At 47.7% G+C, this 18597-nt stretch carries 15 protein-coding genes; 6 read left to right on the top strand and 9 right to left on the bottom strand.

Annotated elements, in window-relative coordinates:
• The 4 genes from ACQY6I_RS19985 to ACQY6I_RS19970 form a co-directional block, all read right to left on the bottom strand.
• Positions 1–5871 (bottom strand): beta-ketoacyl synthase N-terminal-like domain-containing protein (locus ACQY6I_RS19985; RefSeq protein WP_428243276.1); only part of this gene is annotated, 5871 nt, incomplete at its 3' end.
• Between the two features lie 22 nt (positions 5872–5893).
• Entirely contained in the window at positions 5894–6286 is a 393-nt protein-coding gene (locus tag ACQY6I_RS19980) for a hypothetical protein (protein WP_428243275.1), read from the bottom strand.
• Positions 6287–6370: 84 nt separating this feature from the next.
• Positions 6371–7765 carry a PfaD family polyunsaturated fatty acid/polyketide biosynthesis protein gene (locus ACQY6I_RS19975; protein WP_428243274.1) on the bottom strand — a complete coding sequence of 465 codons (1395 nt, stop codon included), beginning with the start codon at positions 7763–7765 and terminating at the stop codon, positions 6371–6373.
• Positions 7758–8690, bottom strand: a complete 933-nt coding sequence (locus tag ACQY6I_RS19970; RefSeq protein ID WP_428243273.1) for a sterol desaturase family protein — start codon at positions 8688–8690, stop codon at positions 7758–7760. The genes ACQY6I_RS19975 and ACQY6I_RS19970 overlap by 8 nt, the downstream gene beginning before the upstream one ends.
• Positions 8691–9424: 734 nt before the next feature.
• Here ACQY6I_RS19970 and ACQY6I_RS19965 point away from each other — a divergent pair.
• Complete coding sequence (locus ACQY6I_RS19965; RefSeq protein WP_428243272.1) at positions 9425–10156, top strand: sterol desaturase family protein; 732 nt, start codon at positions 9425–9427, stop codon at positions 10154–10156.
• Between the two features lie 246 nt (positions 10157–10402).
• On the opposite strand, the gene ACQY6I_RS19960 is transcribed toward ACQY6I_RS19965, so the two are convergent.
• From ACQY6I_RS19960 to ACQY6I_RS19950, 3 genes are all read right to left on the bottom strand, one after another.
• Positions 10403–11020: a hypothetical protein gene (locus ACQY6I_RS19960; protein WP_428243271.1), complete on the bottom strand. Its 618-nt coding sequence runs from the start codon at positions 11018–11020 to the stop codon at positions 10403–10405.
• Between the two features lie 1059 nt (positions 11021–12079).
• The gene (locus ACQY6I_RS19955) at positions 12080–12493 is read right to left on the bottom strand and encodes a RidA family protein (protein ID WP_428243270.1); all 414 of its coding nucleotides are present in this window, start codon (positions 12491–12493) and stop codon (positions 12080–12082) included.
• Between the two features lie 690 nt (positions 12494–13183).
• A complete protein-coding gene (locus ACQY6I_RS19950) occupies positions 13184–13735 on the bottom strand; it encodes a GNAT family N-acetyltransferase (protein ID WP_428243269.1) in 552 nt (183 codons plus the stop codon).
• A gap of 334 nt (positions 13736–14069) precedes the next feature.
• Here ACQY6I_RS19950 and ACQY6I_RS19945 point away from each other — a divergent pair, with 334 nt between their 5' ends.
• Entirely contained in the window at positions 14070–14312 is a 243-nt protein-coding gene (locus tag ACQY6I_RS19945) for a hypothetical protein (RefSeq protein ID WP_428243268.1), read from the top strand.
• Between the two features lie 244 nt (positions 14313–14556).
• Here ACQY6I_RS19945 and ACQY6I_RS19940 read toward each other — a convergent pair whose 3' ends face one another.
• Positions 14557–15525 (bottom strand): GlxA family transcriptional regulator, encoded by a 969-nt coding sequence (locus tag ACQY6I_RS19940; RefSeq protein ID WP_428243267.1) that lies wholly within the window; start codon positions 15523–15525, stop codon positions 14557–14559.
• 115 nt (positions 15526–15640) lie between these two features.
• Entirely contained in the window at positions 15641–15928 is a 288-nt protein-coding gene (locus ACQY6I_RS19935; RefSeq protein ID WP_428243266.1) for a DUF6150 family protein, read from the bottom strand.
• 63 nt (positions 15929–15991) lie between these two features.
• Between ACQY6I_RS19935 and ACQY6I_RS19930 the strand changes: the two genes are divergently transcribed.
• From ACQY6I_RS19930 to ACQY6I_RS19915, 4 genes are all read left to right on the top strand, one after another.
• Positions 15992–16417: a hypothetical protein gene (locus tag ACQY6I_RS19930; RefSeq protein WP_428243265.1), complete on the top strand. Its 426-nt coding sequence runs from the start codon at positions 15992–15994 to the stop codon at positions 16415–16417.
• 407 nt (positions 16418–16824) lie between these two features.
• On the top strand, positions 16825–17109 hold the full coding sequence (locus ACQY6I_RS19925) for a DUF6968 family protein (RefSeq protein ID WP_428243264.1): 285 nt from the start codon (positions 16825–16827) through the stop codon (positions 17107–17109).
• A gap of 98 nt (positions 17110–17207) precedes the next feature.
• Positions 17208–17525 carry a MazG nucleotide pyrophosphohydrolase domain-containing protein gene (locus ACQY6I_RS19920; RefSeq protein WP_428243263.1) on the top strand — a complete coding sequence of 106 codons (318 nt, stop codon included), beginning with the start codon at positions 17208–17210 and terminating at the stop codon, positions 17523–17525.
• Positions 17526–17588: 63 nt separating this feature from the next.
• Positions 17589–18074 carry an ankyrin repeat domain-containing protein gene (locus tag ACQY6I_RS19915; RefSeq protein ID WP_428243262.1) on the top strand — a complete coding sequence of 162 codons (486 nt, stop codon included), beginning with the start codon at positions 17589–17591 and terminating at the stop codon, positions 18072–18074.
• Positions 18075–18597 lie beyond the last annotated feature (523 nt).

Genomic DNA, 18597 nt, shown 5'->3' with positions numbered 1-18597 from the left:
GTCGGTAGCTTTACAACGACCGGTCAGAATCTCCGGCAGAGCCTGCAAAGTGGCTTCCACCAGTTCAATCCGGGCGCGCTGGTTGGGATCGGCCAGCCAGTGCTCACGCTGAGCACGCCATTGCGACCAGCAGTCTTCCAGACTTAGCGGTTGCAGTTCAGCGCGACGGGCCTGCAACTGACGCAGACTTTCCGCCAGCCAGCGGTCATAGTATCCCGACAGGCTGCCGGTGATGCGCAGTTCACTGCCGGCAGTATCGTCTGCAGGCGCGATCACACCCAGCTGGCGGACAGTGGCCCAGAGAAATTGCAGCAGGATCGGTTCGATCTCGTGTTCCTGCCGATAGATCTGGCTGATGTCCGTGGGTAATTGGCGGGCTGTCGGCACCCCGACAGAGGAATGCTGGTGAGCATCGGCAACCCGCGTTTCAGCGTGTGCCTCAGAATCACTCACTGCCGATATCCAGTAGTGCCCACGGGCAAATGGGTAACCCGGTAATGTCAGTCGCCGGGGCAGATATTGCTGCCAGCCCAATGTCCAGTCTATTTCGCCGCCACTGACCCAGTAATGCGCCAGCTTGTCCAGGTCCCGCTGGATGAACCAGCGTTTCATCAACAGTGCTGCGTCTGCAGCATCGTCTACAATCGACCCCAACCGGTCTTTGTCCCGTCTGGTCTGGCCAGTGAACCAAGGCTGTGAGTCGTGCGTCTCCGTGCTCTGCACGTATTGCTGCAACCGCTCGCAAGCTTGTTCCAGCGTCTCTGCCGTGAACGCGAGCCGGTAATTCATCGGCTCGCGTGCAATCTGCAAGGTGTAGGCAAGCTCGATCAGCTGCAGCTCGTTGCCGGCTCGTAAAAAAGCCAGCAGATGTTCGGCACGTTGATGCAATTGGGTTTCGGTTTTGGCCGACAATACCAACAGCTGAGGGGCTGTCTTCAGCTCATCTGGCAATGCATTTTCGGTGTTTGCTGGCGCTGAATACTGTTCTAAAACAACATGTGCATTGGCACCGCCAAAACCGAATGAACTGACGCCGGCCCGACGCGGGTGTTGCCCTGGTGGCCAACTGCCTGACTGGTTGACTATGAAGAAAGGTGTCTGTTGTGCCCAGGGGATATGTGCGTTGCGGGTGTTAAAGTTGAAATTGGCAGGTAATTTGCCGTGTTTCAGACACAACATGGCTTTGATGACCCCGGCAATACCGGCGGCACCTTCGAGATGGCCGATAGTCGATTTCACTGAACCCAGGCCGCACCAGGACGACTGCGGCTGCGCTTCACCCTGTTGCTCCAGCAGCTGATTGAAGGCCCGTTGTAAACCGTCGATCTCAATCGGGTCACCCAACGCGGTACCGGTACCGTGAGCCTCAATATAACCCACGGACAATGGCGATACCTTTGCATTTTGATAAGCCTTCACCAGCAAATTCGCCTGGGCCTGGGGGGATGGCGCCGTCAATGAACTCGCCTGGCCGCCGTGATTGACCGCCGAGCCGCGAATCACAGAGTGAATGTTATCACCGTCCTGCTGTGCCTGGGCCAGCGGTTTCAGCACCAGCATGGCGGCGCCTTCGCCACGCACAAAACCATTGGCCTGTTGATCAAACACCTTACAGCGACCATCTTGGGAAAGCATACCGGCCTGATAAAACGCCACCGTATTGGTGGGACTGCACATCAAATTAACGCCGCCCACCAGGGCGACTGAACACTCTCCACTGCGCAACGCTGCCAGCGCCTGATGGATGGCCACCAGGGAGCTGGAACAGGCGGTATCCACGGTGACGCTGGGACCGTGAAAATCATAAAAATAGGACACCCGGTTGGCCAGCAGTGCAGCATGGGAACTGGTGGTGAGCATGGGATCATTTTTGGGTGCGTGTTTCTCAAGCAGTTCGCGATAGTCGAAATGGCAGGCGCCGACAAACACGCCAGCATCGCTGCCGGACAGACTGGACGGACGATAGCCGGCATGTTCCAGCGCCTGCCAGCTCAGCTCTAGCAGCAACCGTTGTTGTGGATCGAGCAATTCCGCTTCTGCTGGGGTCATCCGGAAAAAAGCCGGATCAAAGGTATCGATATGATCGAGGAAACCGCCGAAATCAATGCCTTTATGGCGATCGTTGACATCGATGTGCTCCGGCCAGCGCCAGCGTCCAGGTGGCATCCGGGTTATGGCCGACGTGGATGAGGTCAGCAATGACCAGAACTGTTCTTCGGTCTGGCAGCCACCGGGAAAATTCAACGCCAGCCCGGTGATGGCGATAAGCTGATCATCCGGTGTTTCGGGTTCTGCTGTCTGCACCGGCCGGGGATCAGGACCCACTTTTGAATCGCCCGTTTGCGTGACGGTGACCGCCTCCGGCGCGTGGTTTTCCGTCGGCGTATCACGGTTGATGACACTGGCAAAATAACGTTGAACTTTGGCTTTGGTATTGTGCTCGAACAGAAATGGCGCGCTCAGTTCGTGTCCGGTTTGGCGTGCTAACAATGTGCGGATTTCCAGCAATTCAATGGAGTCGATACCGGCCGCCATAAACGGTGTATCTTCATCGATTGCCTGGGCGCGGCTTTCACCTAAAATTTTGCTCATCACCGACTCGATGATGTGGGCCATGTTCGGCTTGTTTGATGCAGTCATAGGATAACTCTTCACTGACGAATTGGATGACATTGAGGTGGCCATCACCTCTTGTTCAGGATCGATGTTTGGATGTTGCAGACGCGCGCTGTGTACCGGCTTAAATGCCACCACCAGACTCTGACGAAAGGCCTGCGCCTGGTCGATAAATGGCAGGCCGTAGAGTGCTGTGCGGCTGAAGCCGGCTTTATCAAATACCTGTCGCCATCCTGGCGCACTGATTAAACAACTGTTCGGCAGCCGGTTGTGCTCATCGGCATAAATGAGAAAACCATGCAGAAAGCCACCGGTGTAATTCAGGTAGTCTTTCACGGCGGTAAATTCATTGAGTACGGCAATTCCGCCGGGTTTTAATAACTGTTTGACCCGTACCAAAGTATCGACGATATAACGGGTGTCATGGAGGACATTTCCGGCACATACAATATCGAACTGCTGAGGCTCAAAGCCCTGCTCTTCCAATGCCTGTTCAATGTTCAACCGTTGAAATTCGACAAACTCATACTCACCGCCAAAACGGCTTTCGCCATAACGGGTAAACGCGCTGGAGATATCGCTGTAGCAGTAATGCACGTGAGACCGGAACGGTGCCAGTCGCGGCAGGATGGCCTGGGTGGAGCCACCGGTACCAGCACCGATTTCGAGAATAGTGATGTGGGCATCACCGTCCTTGTCTAACTTTGCACGGGTATATTCCGTAATAGTGGCCGCGGCCAGATCATTGAAATAATCGGCCACGGGATTACCCAGAAAAATACCGGAAAACGTCGACATATCACCATCGGGAAACATCACATCGTTAATAGCGACCTTACCCTGCAACAATTCCGGCATGAGTTGTAAGCTGGGGAAAACAAAATCGATACAACTCTGATACGCTGGAAAGCGTGAACCAAAACGATAGCGAAAATACACTCTGGCCTGATCAAAATCTTCTGGAATCTGCTTTTGACTATTCGGGTTAATACGATAACCATTGTGGTCAGGAATGATGAGTTCGTGAGCGACCAGCATTTCGATGAAATAACCGAACAGGCGATGATATTTAGGGATAATATCGAGTTGTCCGATCAGGGCCTCGACATTTGGATATTTCTTTGTTTGATCGACGAATACACCCAGGCGCTGCATATTTTTCATTAACCACAAACAGCAGAAATCATTCAGCTCCTGTTCGACCAGAGCGTCATCATCATGTTCAGTTAACCCGGAATCATTGACGACCTGCTCGACGGCCGAGGTAACTGTATCGAACAGATCACCGTCGGGTTCGATGCTCTGAATGACTGCCGAAACAGAATCGGGGGATTCGTTCTGCAACCCGTCGAGGCAGGCCTGATCACCGACAACAGTTTCCACACCAGCAGCCAGTTCCAGGTAACAGCGCATAAAGCCGACCAGATCACGGGCGATAGCGACGGCTGATGGATCTGTCACAGCGACGCCGATAATTTCGGCCACGCTGCCATCCTGCTGATGTCGCCAGCGAGTCGTAGTATCGTTCGTGTCTGCATAACGTTGACATAACACCGCCGCGACAACCTGACCCTCGTTGACCGCCACCCATTGACCGGTACTGAACTCATCCATGATGCGAGCGATGGATGTCTCCTCAAACAATGCACTCTGATCGTTATCATTCAGTGGCCGGAACGGCATCGTTTCCAGCAACGCCAGATCATCCGGCCCGGCAAGGCGAAAGTGCCAGGACCGACGCCGAAAATAATTCAACGTGATACGTGAAAATGGCTGCACATGCGGGTAGCGTCGTGCAAACGCCGGATCCAAAATAAGCCCGCAATAAGCGGCGGCAGCAATAAAGTCACCGGCTTGCACCAGCAATTGAGATGAGAAGCGATGGTAGGCGTCAAAATGAAGGCTTTCCGTCAACGCGCGATACTGCTGGATCACCCCGGCATCCAGACAGTGGACTTCCAGCAGCAACATGCCATACCGCGAAGGAATGGCAGCCCAGCGCTGCAGATGCTCTAGTAACCCCTGCCAGGCATTAGCCGGGTCAATCATCCGACCATCGGGTCGGGTAAACACACCATGAACATGATCCGCATAATGCTGGGGCGCGTTGACTGGAGCAATCCAGGGTCGGTCATGATCGAGAAAGGAGCGCACATGAAGGATATTTTCCGGGTCATTGATGCCGTTCTCCGCCAACAGTGAAATCATTTGTTCCGGATCACCGATATCGGCTTTGATCACCATGAACGCTTCGTCGTTCAATGTCGCCGCAGTTTCGACCAGGGCTTTATCGTTGTAGTCCAACCCAATCAATAACAAAGGGTATTGCTCAAGCTGTTTGCCACGCAGGGTTTTTTGCTTGATCACCGTGATCAGCTTTAACAGCAATTGACCATCACCACAGCCCATGTCTGCAATATATCGGGGCTGTTCTGCGAGCGGTTGTTGGTTAAAAATCTGGATAATCAATGCCTCCAGATCAGCAAAATATTTCTGATGCTGAAAGCCACTTCCCAGCACATTGAGGGCGCGATCAATGTGAGTCTCGTGGCCCTGTTCGTCGCGCTCGAACACTGGCTCGCAATCGCCGAAAATCACCGATTCAATCTGCGCGAACATCGGCAGATATGAGGCCACAGATGCGACAATAAAAATCCGCCGGGCAATAAATTCACCGGTACCCGTCAGTACCGGAGCTACGCCTTCGGATACCAACCAGCTGCGATTCAAAAACAGCTCCAGCAGTTCATCACCGGCCGCCAGGTGTTGTTGGGTAAAACTTAAGGTTTGTTGTTCCGGGTCGATGGTCAGCAGACCGCGCTGTTGCATGTTCAACAACAACGGTACCAGCAGGCAGCCATCGACATACATGGCCAGCTCTTCGTCAGGCAGTCCCCATCGTTGCGTTAACCGCGAAATCCACGGAGCCAGTGATAACTGTAATGATTCCTGAGTCAGATAATGATCGTAATCAATCGTCAACAATGACAACAGATCTTCAGGCAGGGAAGCGACCGGATGATCCGCGTGATACTGTATTTTGTCTGCCCGAACACCACGGATGTAACCCATCGCTTCGGCCAGCACCAGAGCAGTTTTCAAATGGCCGGGATTGGCACCGGCAAAATCAACCAGCTCATCAAAACAGCAATTCGGATGCTGCTGAAGATAATCGACGATGGCGTGTTTTTTTAGCGCCAGATAAACAGGAACTGCAACCAATCCATGGGCATAATTATTGATTACCGAAAGCATGTCACACCTCTGTTTAAAACACTCATAAATTGCCCAGGCGGAACACTTGCCCGGATATATACCCACTCATGAAACACGTAGCAGTTAGACCCGGCCCCAATTGCGGCCAGGACATCTCCAACCAACCCAAATATGCACCCACATCGAATGCATGAGGAACTTCTGATTTGTCCTGACAACGTGCCGTGACATAGTCAGACAAAGGACAATTTCGTTTCTGCCTGTCGAGATAACTCAAGGCATTGAAGGTATGAATGAAAGACAGCGAATATCGTGTCTGATGCAATTGAAACATGAGCACATAGATACCGAATGGCTCAATGGAACAACACAGCGCGTCATCTGATTCAACAAATGCCTGCCCCATTCCATAACACTGCTCTACCTGGCGGGGACATATATAAACTGGTTTCATCTTTCACCTCATTGATAGAGATAGAATTCGCTGTTTATGTCAGCAGAGCACGTAGTACTGTCAGCCCGGCATTAGTGTTGCCGGCTAATAACCTGAAGAGAATTGCCGGAATCTTTTTGACAAAAGGCGCGCGGCACCGTTCATCAGATACTCACACAACCAGACCACACTCCGGTTCTGCCAATGTTCCTGAGCAGTCCCCTGCAATAACTGATTGAGTGCGCCCAGTGCAGGTCCACAATGAACCTGATAGTCAACCTTGTTGTGTTCATCACCACGCAGAGCAAGTCGGGTTGTTTGGATAAAATACCAACGGAAAACAGCTGCCATTTTTTTTCTTGGATTGGTTTCGATTAACTTCAGCTGGGCAGGTCGGCTGTTTTGCATATAGGTGCGGGTTTGCTGCCAGATTTCATCAATGCTGCATTTGAACAGGCTACGTTCCAGTTGCCGGATAACATCCTCGGGCATGTCATCAAGAGATTGATACTGATTGTATAAACGATAGAGTTTATTGGCTCTGGACGGAAAAAAAACACCTTTCTTTAAGACCTGAACTGTCGCACCGGTTTCAAACATGTCACCAGCAGGCGCATAACCGGTGTCTTTGATATTTATGGTTTGAAGCAGGTCCTTAACAGCGGAACTGGTGGCGGCTTCCACAGAACATTGGTTGATGGAACCGGTCGTAATAAAATCCGCCCCCAGAAAGAATGCGGTCATGACGGCTTCCGGAGTACCGATGCCACCAGCCAGCCCAACACGAACAGGTTGCCCATATTGCTGTTGAGCCTGTAACTGCTCCTTTAAATGCATGATGGCGGGCAATAATACGTAGGCGTTCCCACGGTCAGTATGACCTCCCGAATCCGCCTCAACACAAATATCCTGTGCTAATGGAACCTGCGAGGCCAGCTCAGCCTGTTCCGCTGTGACCAATCCCTGCGATAACAATTTATTAACCATGGAAGTCGGTGCTGGCCGCATGAATATCTCTGCGACGTCCGAGTGAGACACTTTTGCCATCACAGTATTGCTACATTGAACCTCGCCGCGTTCATTCCGGTGGAGCCCCTGTAATCGGTAACGCACGACAGCTGGCGTCAATTCTATATAGGCCGCGGCTTCAACATAACGCACATTGTGCCGAAGCAGAATATCCACCCGCTTCATTTCTTTTTCGGGTGTTGCGTAGTCCGGTAGTAAATTGACCCCAAATGTCTCACCTTCAGTCAACGCCGCCTGAATATCCACAATGGCCTGTTCGAGCACAGTGTTGGATAAGCCTCCCGCACCCAAAAAACTCATGAGTCCGGCTTTCGCCATTGCCACCACCATTTCAACCGAAGCAATTCCTTTATACATGGCTCCAGCGACATAAGCGTATTTCACCCGATAGTCCCGTTTGAACATTTCATTACCAAACTTATCGGCTGAAAAAGCGCCATCGTGTCCATGCATATTCGATGCTTCAATCATGGTCACCCGATACCTTTGACGCAACTGTATCGTCGCTGGAGTACGCCAACCGCTTCCAGGTAAACGGTGCCAGCACCTGGCCAATATAGTTTTGCGGATATTCGCGAATCGCTCCGCCAATACCGAGTTCCGCCGGACCCTTTCGATCTGGCAGGTAATATGAACCAAACACGATGTCCCAGATGATCAGGTTATCGCCATAATTAAGCGCTTCCTTGACGATCTTGGAATGATGCCAGCGATGCAGATCTGAAGTACTGAACACCCGATTAAAGACACCATAGTGAATATCGATATTGCAATGTTGCAGCAGGCTCGTTACCCCAATAAAGCAGGTGAACATGGCCATGAGCTCTACAGGAGCACCCAATAGCACCATCGGTGCTGTTTGCGCGACATAAAACAGTATTGTTTCGAATGGATGAACCCGGACAGAGTTGAACGAATACAGGCGACTCACTGAGTGATGCACGGAATGGATACGCCATAGAAAATCAATGGTGTGCATGAACCGATGCACCCAATAGGTAAAAAAGTCGACCAGAATAACCATCAGCACAAACTGAATCAGCAGCGGCCATTTTGCCGGCCACAACGAAAATGGAATAACTGAAGATATATAGCTCGCCAACATAAACAGCGGCATATATAACAAAACCCTAATTAAGGAAACCGTCACGCCCGCTGAAAAAAAGAAATGTGCAATATCGGTTATGACATCCTTATGAGGTTTGACCCAGTCGCGGTTAACCGGCATCCACCACTCCAACGCCAGAATGACACCACAGGACGCAAAAAAGAATAAAATGACCGTTGTCGCTTCTGGGAATCCAGAAACAATCATGGCATACGAACCCAAGACGGTTAGCAGCAGCCAGAATGGATAAAAGAATCGTGAAACTGCACTTTTCATAACTTGAACCATTCGGCTTTCCTCATCGATCTCTGAAAAAAAATGGGGGCTTACGTCATCTGTACAAAAATAGATTGGGACGTCGAAGACGCACAACTAGCATCCATCTTAGAAAAACCACACAAGACATAAACGAAACCAACAAATATCTATTTAGTTTTTTATTTTTCGAGATCCTATATTACGGAAATATACGAATCAACAAATACTATTTGTCCTTACTAAAAACCATCAAAATCATGAACAAAATTTACTGACGAATTTTTAAAAAAAAATCAGCTGTCATACTTTAGTATGGATTTAAATTTTTACAGACCTACATATAAGTGGCTGAATTCATAGAGCTTTCATTCTAATATAAGGCAAAAAACCGTATTTCTACTACTAAAAATCGGATTGATATATTTTTTAACTAATGATATTCAACAAAAAAATAAACAATAATATTCGGACAATATAGAAACTGATCAGAGCTGAAATATTTGTGTCATATAAAGATAGAAAATATGTATTTCATAAATCACTGGAATAATGCCGGTATTAAATTTTATGAACATTTAAAAATTTATTTATTTAGAGTTTTCTAAAACAGAATTAGCTTAATAAGTATTCTGAAAATAGAAATAATTTTGGTGCAGAGAAGAAGGCACCACTCCGATGGGAGCTGACAACATCCTGCGCGAAAATAGGCCAGTTGTCAGAGGTTCCTTAGAGGCTCTCTGAGCGTATCAATAGAGGCAGTCATAATGTATGTAAGTTTTTTTGTTTTCCTGGCGTTTTTAATTATTCTTGAGCGGTTTCATAAAGCCAGAAATTATCCAGCTTTGCCCTGGTGGAAAACCCGGGCAATCTGCGTAACACTATTCACCCTCACTTGTGCGCAGCTGTTTTCCATGTGGTTTGACAAAGCCATTCCCAATGTAATGCTGGTGAATACATCAGCATACCTGCCAGCCCCCCTAGCAGGTCTTGTGGGTTTCATGTGGGCCACACTGGCCGTCTATTGGTGGCACCTTGCCATGCATAAGAGCGATCTTTTGTGGAGACTTTTTCATCAGCTTCATCACAGCCCACAACGTATAGAGCTGCTCGCAACCTTTTATACCCACCCATTCAATTCCATCTCGGTAACATTCTTTGGCAGCATCATGGTGCATATCATTGGTCTGAATGCCGAAGCTGTCGGTTGGTATGCGATCATTTATTCCATGGTGTCGATATTTACTCATGTCAACATCAGCGTGCCTCGGTGGATCGGCTATTTTATCCAGACACCGGACATGCATCGGGTTCATCACGAATACCAAAGACATCGAAATAACTACGCTGAGTTTCCTCTATGGGATATGTTGTTTGGCACTTACCGCAACCCCGAGAAAGCGCCTGAGCGGTGTGGTTTTGATACCGACAAAGAATTAAAAATCTTTTCTATGTTGATGCTGAAGGACGTGCATAAACGTGCCAAGGCACCCGAATAAATGGACAAAGTCGTGTCATTACGCCGCCGGTAGTCAGGCGGCAACACTGTGACCGCACAGGTTCGCGGGTTCACTGATTTTCGACGATGTACTCAAAGACTCGCAGACCTTGCCACTGAGTCAGATGACAACCTGGATAATAGAGTCAATCACTGCATCAGGACTCAAAGTAAAAATCTGAAGGAATCGTACTATTGATAGTTTTTCAGATTCCAGTGAGTGAAGCGCACATTTTTCAATATTCTGTTAAGTATCTTGATGCATCGGAAACTTCAACATGAAATTTTCAATTTGTGGTTTAGCATTTATTGTTTCCGGGTATGTGGCTCTATATTTAAATATCCAACTACCTATATGAAAAAGATACAGCTGAGAGTTCAGTGACTGGTATTTCCCTGCAAAGTCTTCAACGTAACTGAATTCTGCGAAAAGGCCGTTATCGCGGTAGCCGCTTTGATGCAACGTGTAGTTTAGCCGGGTTACAAGCTTTGAATTTTGATGTGACAGTAAAATTTCGCGGACGGATCGTTCAAACTCATTTTCGAAGACTCTTTGCTCAGCCAAATCAATCACGTCTTTCGGAGAACCAAATGACAATACTTTCGGCTCAGGATAGATATAAAGAGTTAAGGCAATTGGCATCTCTTTGTGGTTATAGCCCACACCAATATCGTTTTCTCGTTCATCGAATTTCGTAATTGAAACGCGATAGAAACCTTCAAATTCCTCTGGAAAATTCGATCCTGAGGGTTGATGGGTATACATGCCTGTAGCGTTGACCTGCTGAGGTTGATATCGCGCAACCGAACCGAAACATCCTGATAGGACTAGGGCGAATACCATAATGAAAATTCGAAGTTTCATATTTCTCCTGAATAACAATTAGCGTCGCAGTGACCGCCAGAGCGTAGTTGGTTAAAGGGTACTATTAAGATGCAATTTAACCAACACAGCGGAGTTCCAGCCTGCCAGCACTAGTAGATTTGCATGGTTATATATTCGGTGGATATATGGATGTGAACTTATAGTTAAATACGGGTTTTCCCTCGCTAAAGCATTCGGTAGCAGTGGTTAAACGAAACTCGTTCCTGTTACCGCTGGTTTGCAGAACAGAATATTGTGGATTCACGAAATATCCCTTGCTCTTATCGAGTGTAAACGTGAATGAACCACTACTTCTAGTATGATCACTTTGTGATTGCAGATTTATTTGAGACGCAGGCTCAGACCTTGTGTAATGACAGGTAATTTCCTGGCCGACCTTTGCATTACTATAATCAAATGAAAATCCATACCAAGTGCACTTCATTATTTCGCTTTGTGATTGACATGAGCTTTGACCCGTAACATATATATCTTCGGATTCGAAGCAAACCCAACCCATATCATCTTTATTAATTCCGCACATGAGGCCAGATTTAAAGTCAGATATTTCCAGCCCCAAAACGTTTGCGCTTAACAATACGATTAAACTCATAACAATATTCCGCACAATGCCTCCTCATAAGTATGGCCATACAACGCTGCCAACAATGACCGATCTCAACAAACTCCAACACATACAGCACGCAATGCCACCGGATCTAGTGAGTATATTAAAATTCCATATATTTCGGTAGTGGGATCACAGGGTGACACTAAGGCTTCCTACACTTGAATTACCTTATCCCTGACCAACACACGTTTGTTATCGCTCCAACGGTTAACATGTTTAATAATCCAGCAGTATCGGGCAGTGGAGTTTTGTTAGTTTAACTGCGACTGGTAAAATAAGGTGATTGAAAGCACTATTAACTTGCCCAGTACTGTGCTGCTGTGATTGCAGTTAATTGCCAATTTTCCAGGTTGCTTAACGACCACAATCAGAAGAATACGATGGCCTTACTGCTGTGGAACATAATTGTTCGCAGCATAACACTTGCTTCAACTGCTCTTTTGATTAGAAATGGCAGCAATTGCCTCAATCTCCAATAGAAAGTCTGGATTCGCCAAACCGGCTACAAACAGCATAGTGACAAGTGGTGGATTAGGACGACTTCCCCATACACGCTGAAACACCTCAAAAGCCGGCTGCGGTGGTTGCCCATGGACAACATAGACAGTCCATTTAATAACGTTCTCAAGTCGCGCTCCTGCTGCAGAAAGCGCGATTTCGAGATTCTTGAAAGTCTGCTCTGCTTGCAGGGCCATGTTGCCTTTCCCAACAACTTCACCAGACGAGTTAGCCGCATTCTGACCACCGACGTAGACAGTGAATACTTCCCCCCGGGTTACAACCACTTGAGAGAAAGCGGGGTTCTTGTGCAACCCATCCGGGCTTAAGTATTCGATGTTCATTCGCTCTCCTTCTTTGCCTTGCTCTTTCTTGATGGAGTGTGGTCCATATAATTGTAAATATCACCCGTCTCAAGCATCTGGAAAAGTCGTTTTTCTTTCGTCCTCTGGAGTTTGGCTCTGGTGATCCATCCGATATAGTCATTCTGTTGATATGCCGGGCGTGCTTGGTATTCAGCCATAAAACGACGCTCTTCCAGAGTCTGCTTAACTTAGTATGGCATGGAATGTCTGGGACGTTTCAAACCCGAACTCTTTTGATCGATCTTGCTCAGACATTTCTTACGGAAGTTCGCGATTCTGTCCACGCAAAGCAGTGCGGTATTAATACACAACAGGCTTATTCGTACTGGGTTATGTGTTTGTTCGATTCCACAAGCTTCAACATCTGCAGAATCTCTACTGTCAGCGCCCCACATTCATTCCCTCTTCTGAGCGGTAAAGGCTTCTCTACGATACAGAGAAGGCCTTTAGCAATACTTTGCGTCGTTTTCAGTGTTTTAATGTCAGATTTTGGTCGTCGGTAAGAAGTTTTTGAATGTGGGTGGAAATGATCTCAAATGCGCATTCAGTATAGGAAACCAAGACGTATAGACAACGACACTTCAGGTTCAGTGTTTTCAGGACAGCCCTAACCGAATCACAGGAATGCTATTCAACACTCCACCAGGCGATCAGTTTTCACCCTCAGGACTAGTCTTCAAATACATAGGCATTGAGAATATGGTCCTGCCATTCACCATTTATTTTCAGATAGGATTCTGCATAGCCTTCACGAACAAATCCGAGTCTTTTTAGCAGATTTGAGCTTCTTTTGTTGGTAACCAGGTGATTGGCCATTACCCGGTGTAGTCCATAGCGGGTTTTGATGTATTGCATGGCATCGGTTAAGGCTTCGCGCATGATGCCTTTACCTTCCATATCGCCGTCAACCGAGAACCCCAGATGACAAGCCTGGAATACGCCTAATACAAAATTGCTGAAGTTGATACTTCCAATAATGGTACTGGCGTTTTTCTCGGTAACAATGAACGATATGCCTCGCTGGTTGGCTTCGTCTGCCATCATCGATTGTATGCGTTGTTGGATACTGTCCAGTTCATAGTAGTCATCCCCTCGTAGAGGTTCGAAAGGTGCCAGCCGTTCTTTATTACGGAGTAAAAAACTCTGAAGCTCCTCAGCCATGTCCATTGTTACGCTATACACATCCAGACGTGCTGTACTGAATATTTTGTTTTGATACATTCAAATCCTCCAAAAAATTTCAATCGACCTTACGTTTATTGTTTAAACCATCAAGTTTCTCAGTATCACAGAACATCGGCAGGATAAATTAATCTTCAACACTTCCATTCATTATCTACAGACGACTTAAGTATTCGCTACCAGAGTCGTTAGCTGTTTCCAGCAAACACGCTGGATATGTTTTTGAAATTATACTGAAGATTTCATGCTGCTTTTTAAAAAAAGGGCGCGGATAGTAGTGAAATGAAAATCGGAAATCAAACCGAAATGCCGTGTCAGATAACGTTTTTCATGGCCATGTCGTATAACACCGGTGTTGATGTCGCAAACGTCTATGAATCACCACATTTGTTCCAAAAAAACAGATCGTTTTCAAGCGGATCCCCTGGTATTTTCCTATCACGCCAAGGTATTGGTTTTGCTGTCGAAGGTTTGTCAGGTTGTTGAAATGGGTAGAGAGAATCTCATCCGGCATAACGCGATACTCAGCGTCAGCTACTCTACGGGCATTTTTAAGGGACAGGTAACCGATAAGCCCGGTTTGGCTTATGCATTCACCTCCTCTGGCATAATGTGAATGGGAAATACCATTCAGTCAGATGCCAATCACAGGCCATTATCGCTCGATGTCGGCGCGGTGAGAATATTAGGGGCCTCTGAAAAATAGGAATAGTGGTGATGCAGGCGAGCAAGCACCACTCGCAACACCGCAATTTACGGGCGTCAATGAGGATGTGAGACGGGAGCTGACAATGTCCTGCGCGAAAATAGGCTATTTTTCAGAGGTTCCTTAGGCCTCGAGCTTCTAAGCTGCACAGATATTATCCGTTAATAGGATACTCCCGGCCCTGAAATGTTCTGCGCCAATCCTGCGGGGAAACCTGGAACTGTTTTTTAAACTGTTGACGATAGGTCACCGCGGAGTTGAATCCGGCCATTCCGGCGATGATTTCGATAGAGTGACTCGTGGTTTCCAGCAACCGCTGGCTAAACTGTAAACGTTCGGCATTCAGCCAGTCATTCACACTCATGCCGGTGGCACGTAAAAAATGGCGAGTGAAACTCCGCCGACTCATACAAACGTGTTCCGCCAGAGAGTCGATGGTATGAGGGTCTTGCAGATGACGGCGCAGATGATCAAGCAGGCCGTTGATGAGACTATCTCGGGTGGTAACGGGTATTGGCTGCTCAATAAACTGCGCCTGCCCGCCTTCACGGTAGGGTGGAACGACCATGCTGCGGGCAATTCCATTAGCCACCTGCGAACCGTAATAGCGCCGCACCAAATGCAGACAACAATCAAGGGCGGCAGCGGTACCGGCGGAGGTTACAAGATTGTCACCTTCGACGTACAACGCATGGGTGTCCAGTTGAATGGTTGGAAAACGCCGACTGAAATCCGCTTCGAACTCCCAATGGGTGGCCGCTTTATGACCGTCCAATAATCCACTATAGGCCAACACATACGTGCCCAGACATAAGCCAACGATCATTGCCCCACGTTGATGGGCGCTCCGCAACGCATCCTGCATCCGTTGTGAGGGCAACTGATCCGGATCCGGCCAGTAAGGGACGATAATCATATCGGCATCGGCGAGCCCTTCCAGCCCATGCTCCGTGTACACGGAGAAGCCACTGTCAGATGCCACCTGCCCTGCCACTTCGGCACACAACCGCAGGCGAAAACGGCCAGCCGCATAACGTTCATGACCAAAGATGATGCTCGGTATCGATAAGTGAAACGGGCTGAACTTGGGGGTAACGACAACAGCAACAGCGACTTCCGGCATGAATAAGACTCCAGAGCTTAACAGCCCGATATTGATAACTCAGCAAGCAGTATAAAAAGGTCACGATGCTTAAAACAGTGGCCCGTGGCAATAAAACGATTATATCGGGCCAAAGTTACCCTAATCGCGAGAAGGTAGCGCGACAGTGATGGCGGGTCAGCCAGCCGGCCTGACCACGGTCAGAGACAAAACAGACCTTAAACTGGGCGATGCCGATCGAACCAAAATACAGCCAGAGATTGGCATCCTGCTTATGACGGGTGATGTACCAGAGCCCATCACCATGGGCCTCACCCCAACTGCTCACCCGGTAAACAGCGAGATCCGCCTGGCCGGGATGATCAACAATGGCCACCCGAAAATGAGCCTCTCCCATCACGGTGGTTTGAAAAATGCGCGCCATATTCTTGTGAACCTCGGTGTAAGGGTTAATACTGAAACTACCAGTATTGCTCAGGATTCAGCCATGAACTTTCATCTCGGTCTCCGCTACAACCGCCATCAGGTCTCGCTCATGAAGCAGGCAGACCGTAGTCGTGAGGTACTCGGTGTAGCCTATCCTGAAGAGAGTGACCGTCGTGCCCGGATTCTGGAACAATGGGGACGCTCTCCCTGGTCTCCCCGGCATCAGTCCGCCGCCACTATCGACATGCCACTGTCGAGCCGGGCACAGGCTATTTTATCCTATCAACTGGCCGGCGATGTTCGTACCCGCCTGAACGGTGGCATGGAGCCGCAGATACAATCGCGTCATCAACTCGAACCCGGCATACAGCAACGCATGCACCTAGGCAGCCAGGGCGCGCGATTCGATCTACAACCGATGCACGCCTCCCGGCCCAAGGACATATCTGCCACCCCAGACAGGCGTGCCAGTCATTCCTCCGGTTAACGTCACTTTAATTTCTTCTTCCCCCTCGTGTCCATCAATGACGGACTGGTGGTAGCTCTGTAGTTATTGATTCCGTAGTCAACCTGATTCAGCCGAAATTTTCTTGAAAACCGACACCTATGTGATCATGACAAAATCACCTGCAGTTACCTCTTACTACCAAAAATAAACGCGAAACAGAGCCTCAACTTTACTTGAACTGAGGACTACCCAAAAAATACCAAACTACCCGCTATAAATTACTGGTGGAAAATTGGCGCTAGGGAATGAAAATTTTCAAGATTAACGAAACGACCAGAGTTTATAAAAATGAGTGTTGATAATAAAAAAAGAATGTCTCGACTTTACTCAATTTATATCTACTTAAAAGTCACTACTTTGAGCATTATGTATAAGGATCGTTTCTGGTGATTCCTAAAATTGAAAAGATAGAAGAAGTTATCGCGACAAGAAATCTGGTATATATTTCGGATTCAGGACAACGTGAACAAGCAGCAGTTGAAATTGGAAAGCCTTTTAGACTTGCGAATGAGACATTTATCTGCCCATACCGAGTAGCATCTTCCAGCTACGAAAAACTGTTCGGGATAGTTGGTATAGTTGAATTACAGGCTTTATCGTTAACATTGAAAACCATCGAATCTGAGCTCATCTACTGGAAACGGAAGAAAGGTGGTTCATTCGAGTTTTAAGTGAACCCGGAACCGGACTAGAGAGCAACACATAACAAATGCGGGTACAGAACTTGTTTTTCGCCCGCGCTACAAACGATATGGATTAAGGGATGCAAATGCCAATACTTAAAGAAAATGCCCGACTAAGTGATTTTCAAGAATATGTCGCCGAATTAGAAGTCGAACGAGGTTTCTCTGAGCAAAGCGCAAAAGATAAATGCCTGTTGCTTGGTGAAGAAGTTGGTGAACTCTTCAAGTCAGTTCGAAAAGCAGAAGGACTTGGAGTAGACCGCAACTCTAAGATCGGAGAGATCAACGGTGAACTAGCAGATGTATTCATATATTTATGTGCCATCGCAAATCGGTATGATGTTGATCTGGAATCTGCCTTCTTAGAGAAAGAAGAGAAAAATAAGCAGCGGCAATGGTCATAAACCATACAGACTCCTTCACGAGCCTATACACTCACCCGAGAACAAAAACGTTACGAATGACCTATGAATATAGAAATTGAGTTTCTTAAAGCCTGTGAAAGAGGAGATTTAGAAAAAGCAAAAGCTTTAGCGAACGGAACTCTCATTGATACTTCAGCTTTTGATAATGGTTGGACTCCCTTGATGCGTGCTTGTTCTTTCGGCTGTCATCCAGAACTCGTGAAATACTTGATCTCCTTAGGTGTATTGGTTGATGAGCTTGAACCAGAAGATGGTTCTACGGCATTGTTCGAAGCTGCATCGGAAGGGCAACCGGAGATTATTGAAATTCTCCTTGAAAATGGTGCGAACATTAACCATCAAGATTTCGAAGGTTATACGGCAATCATGTATGCGGTGATTTCACCAGAGCCAAAATCTATTGATTGTCTGCTACGGAATAATGCTAATACTGAATTGTTAACTAAAGATGGTCAGAAATTTATCGATATCGCTAGAGGATTTGATAACGAGAGAATACTGAGTGTTCTGTCTAAGTTTAATTTGTAACAAGCGATAAAAAAGCCCACATCTCTGCTGGCTTGGTTTTATTCAAGGTATGAACTGGAATTGAATTGCCCCAGTGACACGTAGCTTTTAAATACAATGTTTTTCGAAGACGATGAAAGGCTTTCAGAGTTGTAGCCAAAGCATCAACTCGCGGTTCCTATTAAGGCCTGCTCCATAATAATTAGAGTTCTCGAATGACGAGCAATATTTCAACCAATCCAAAATGCAGCTCTGGAACGGGTTTGGATAAGTACCTCCCGGACGAAAAAATCACTCAGGGAGAGACCGAAGCCTAACATGCTCTTGACGCGCAAATTGTTATCCGCCCTGCTCATGAAACCGGGGCCTCGTGCCTGCCGTGGCATAGCCACTTTTGGTATTGATCGTGTTCATCGAGAATGTCAAACGGATGAAGCCTGGGCAAGCGCCAACGTGCGCGAGGACTCTTTCTATTTAACACATGACGATAGCACAATAACCAGAATAAAATGGATAAACAACTGCGCGAAATGATGAAGAACTA

The organism is Gynuella sp., from assembly GCF_050297175.1.
Taxonomy (GTDB): Bacteria; Pseudomonadota; Gammaproteobacteria; order Pseudomonadales; family Natronospirillaceae; genus Gynuella.
This window is presented reverse-complemented; position numbering and strand designations above follow the sequence as displayed.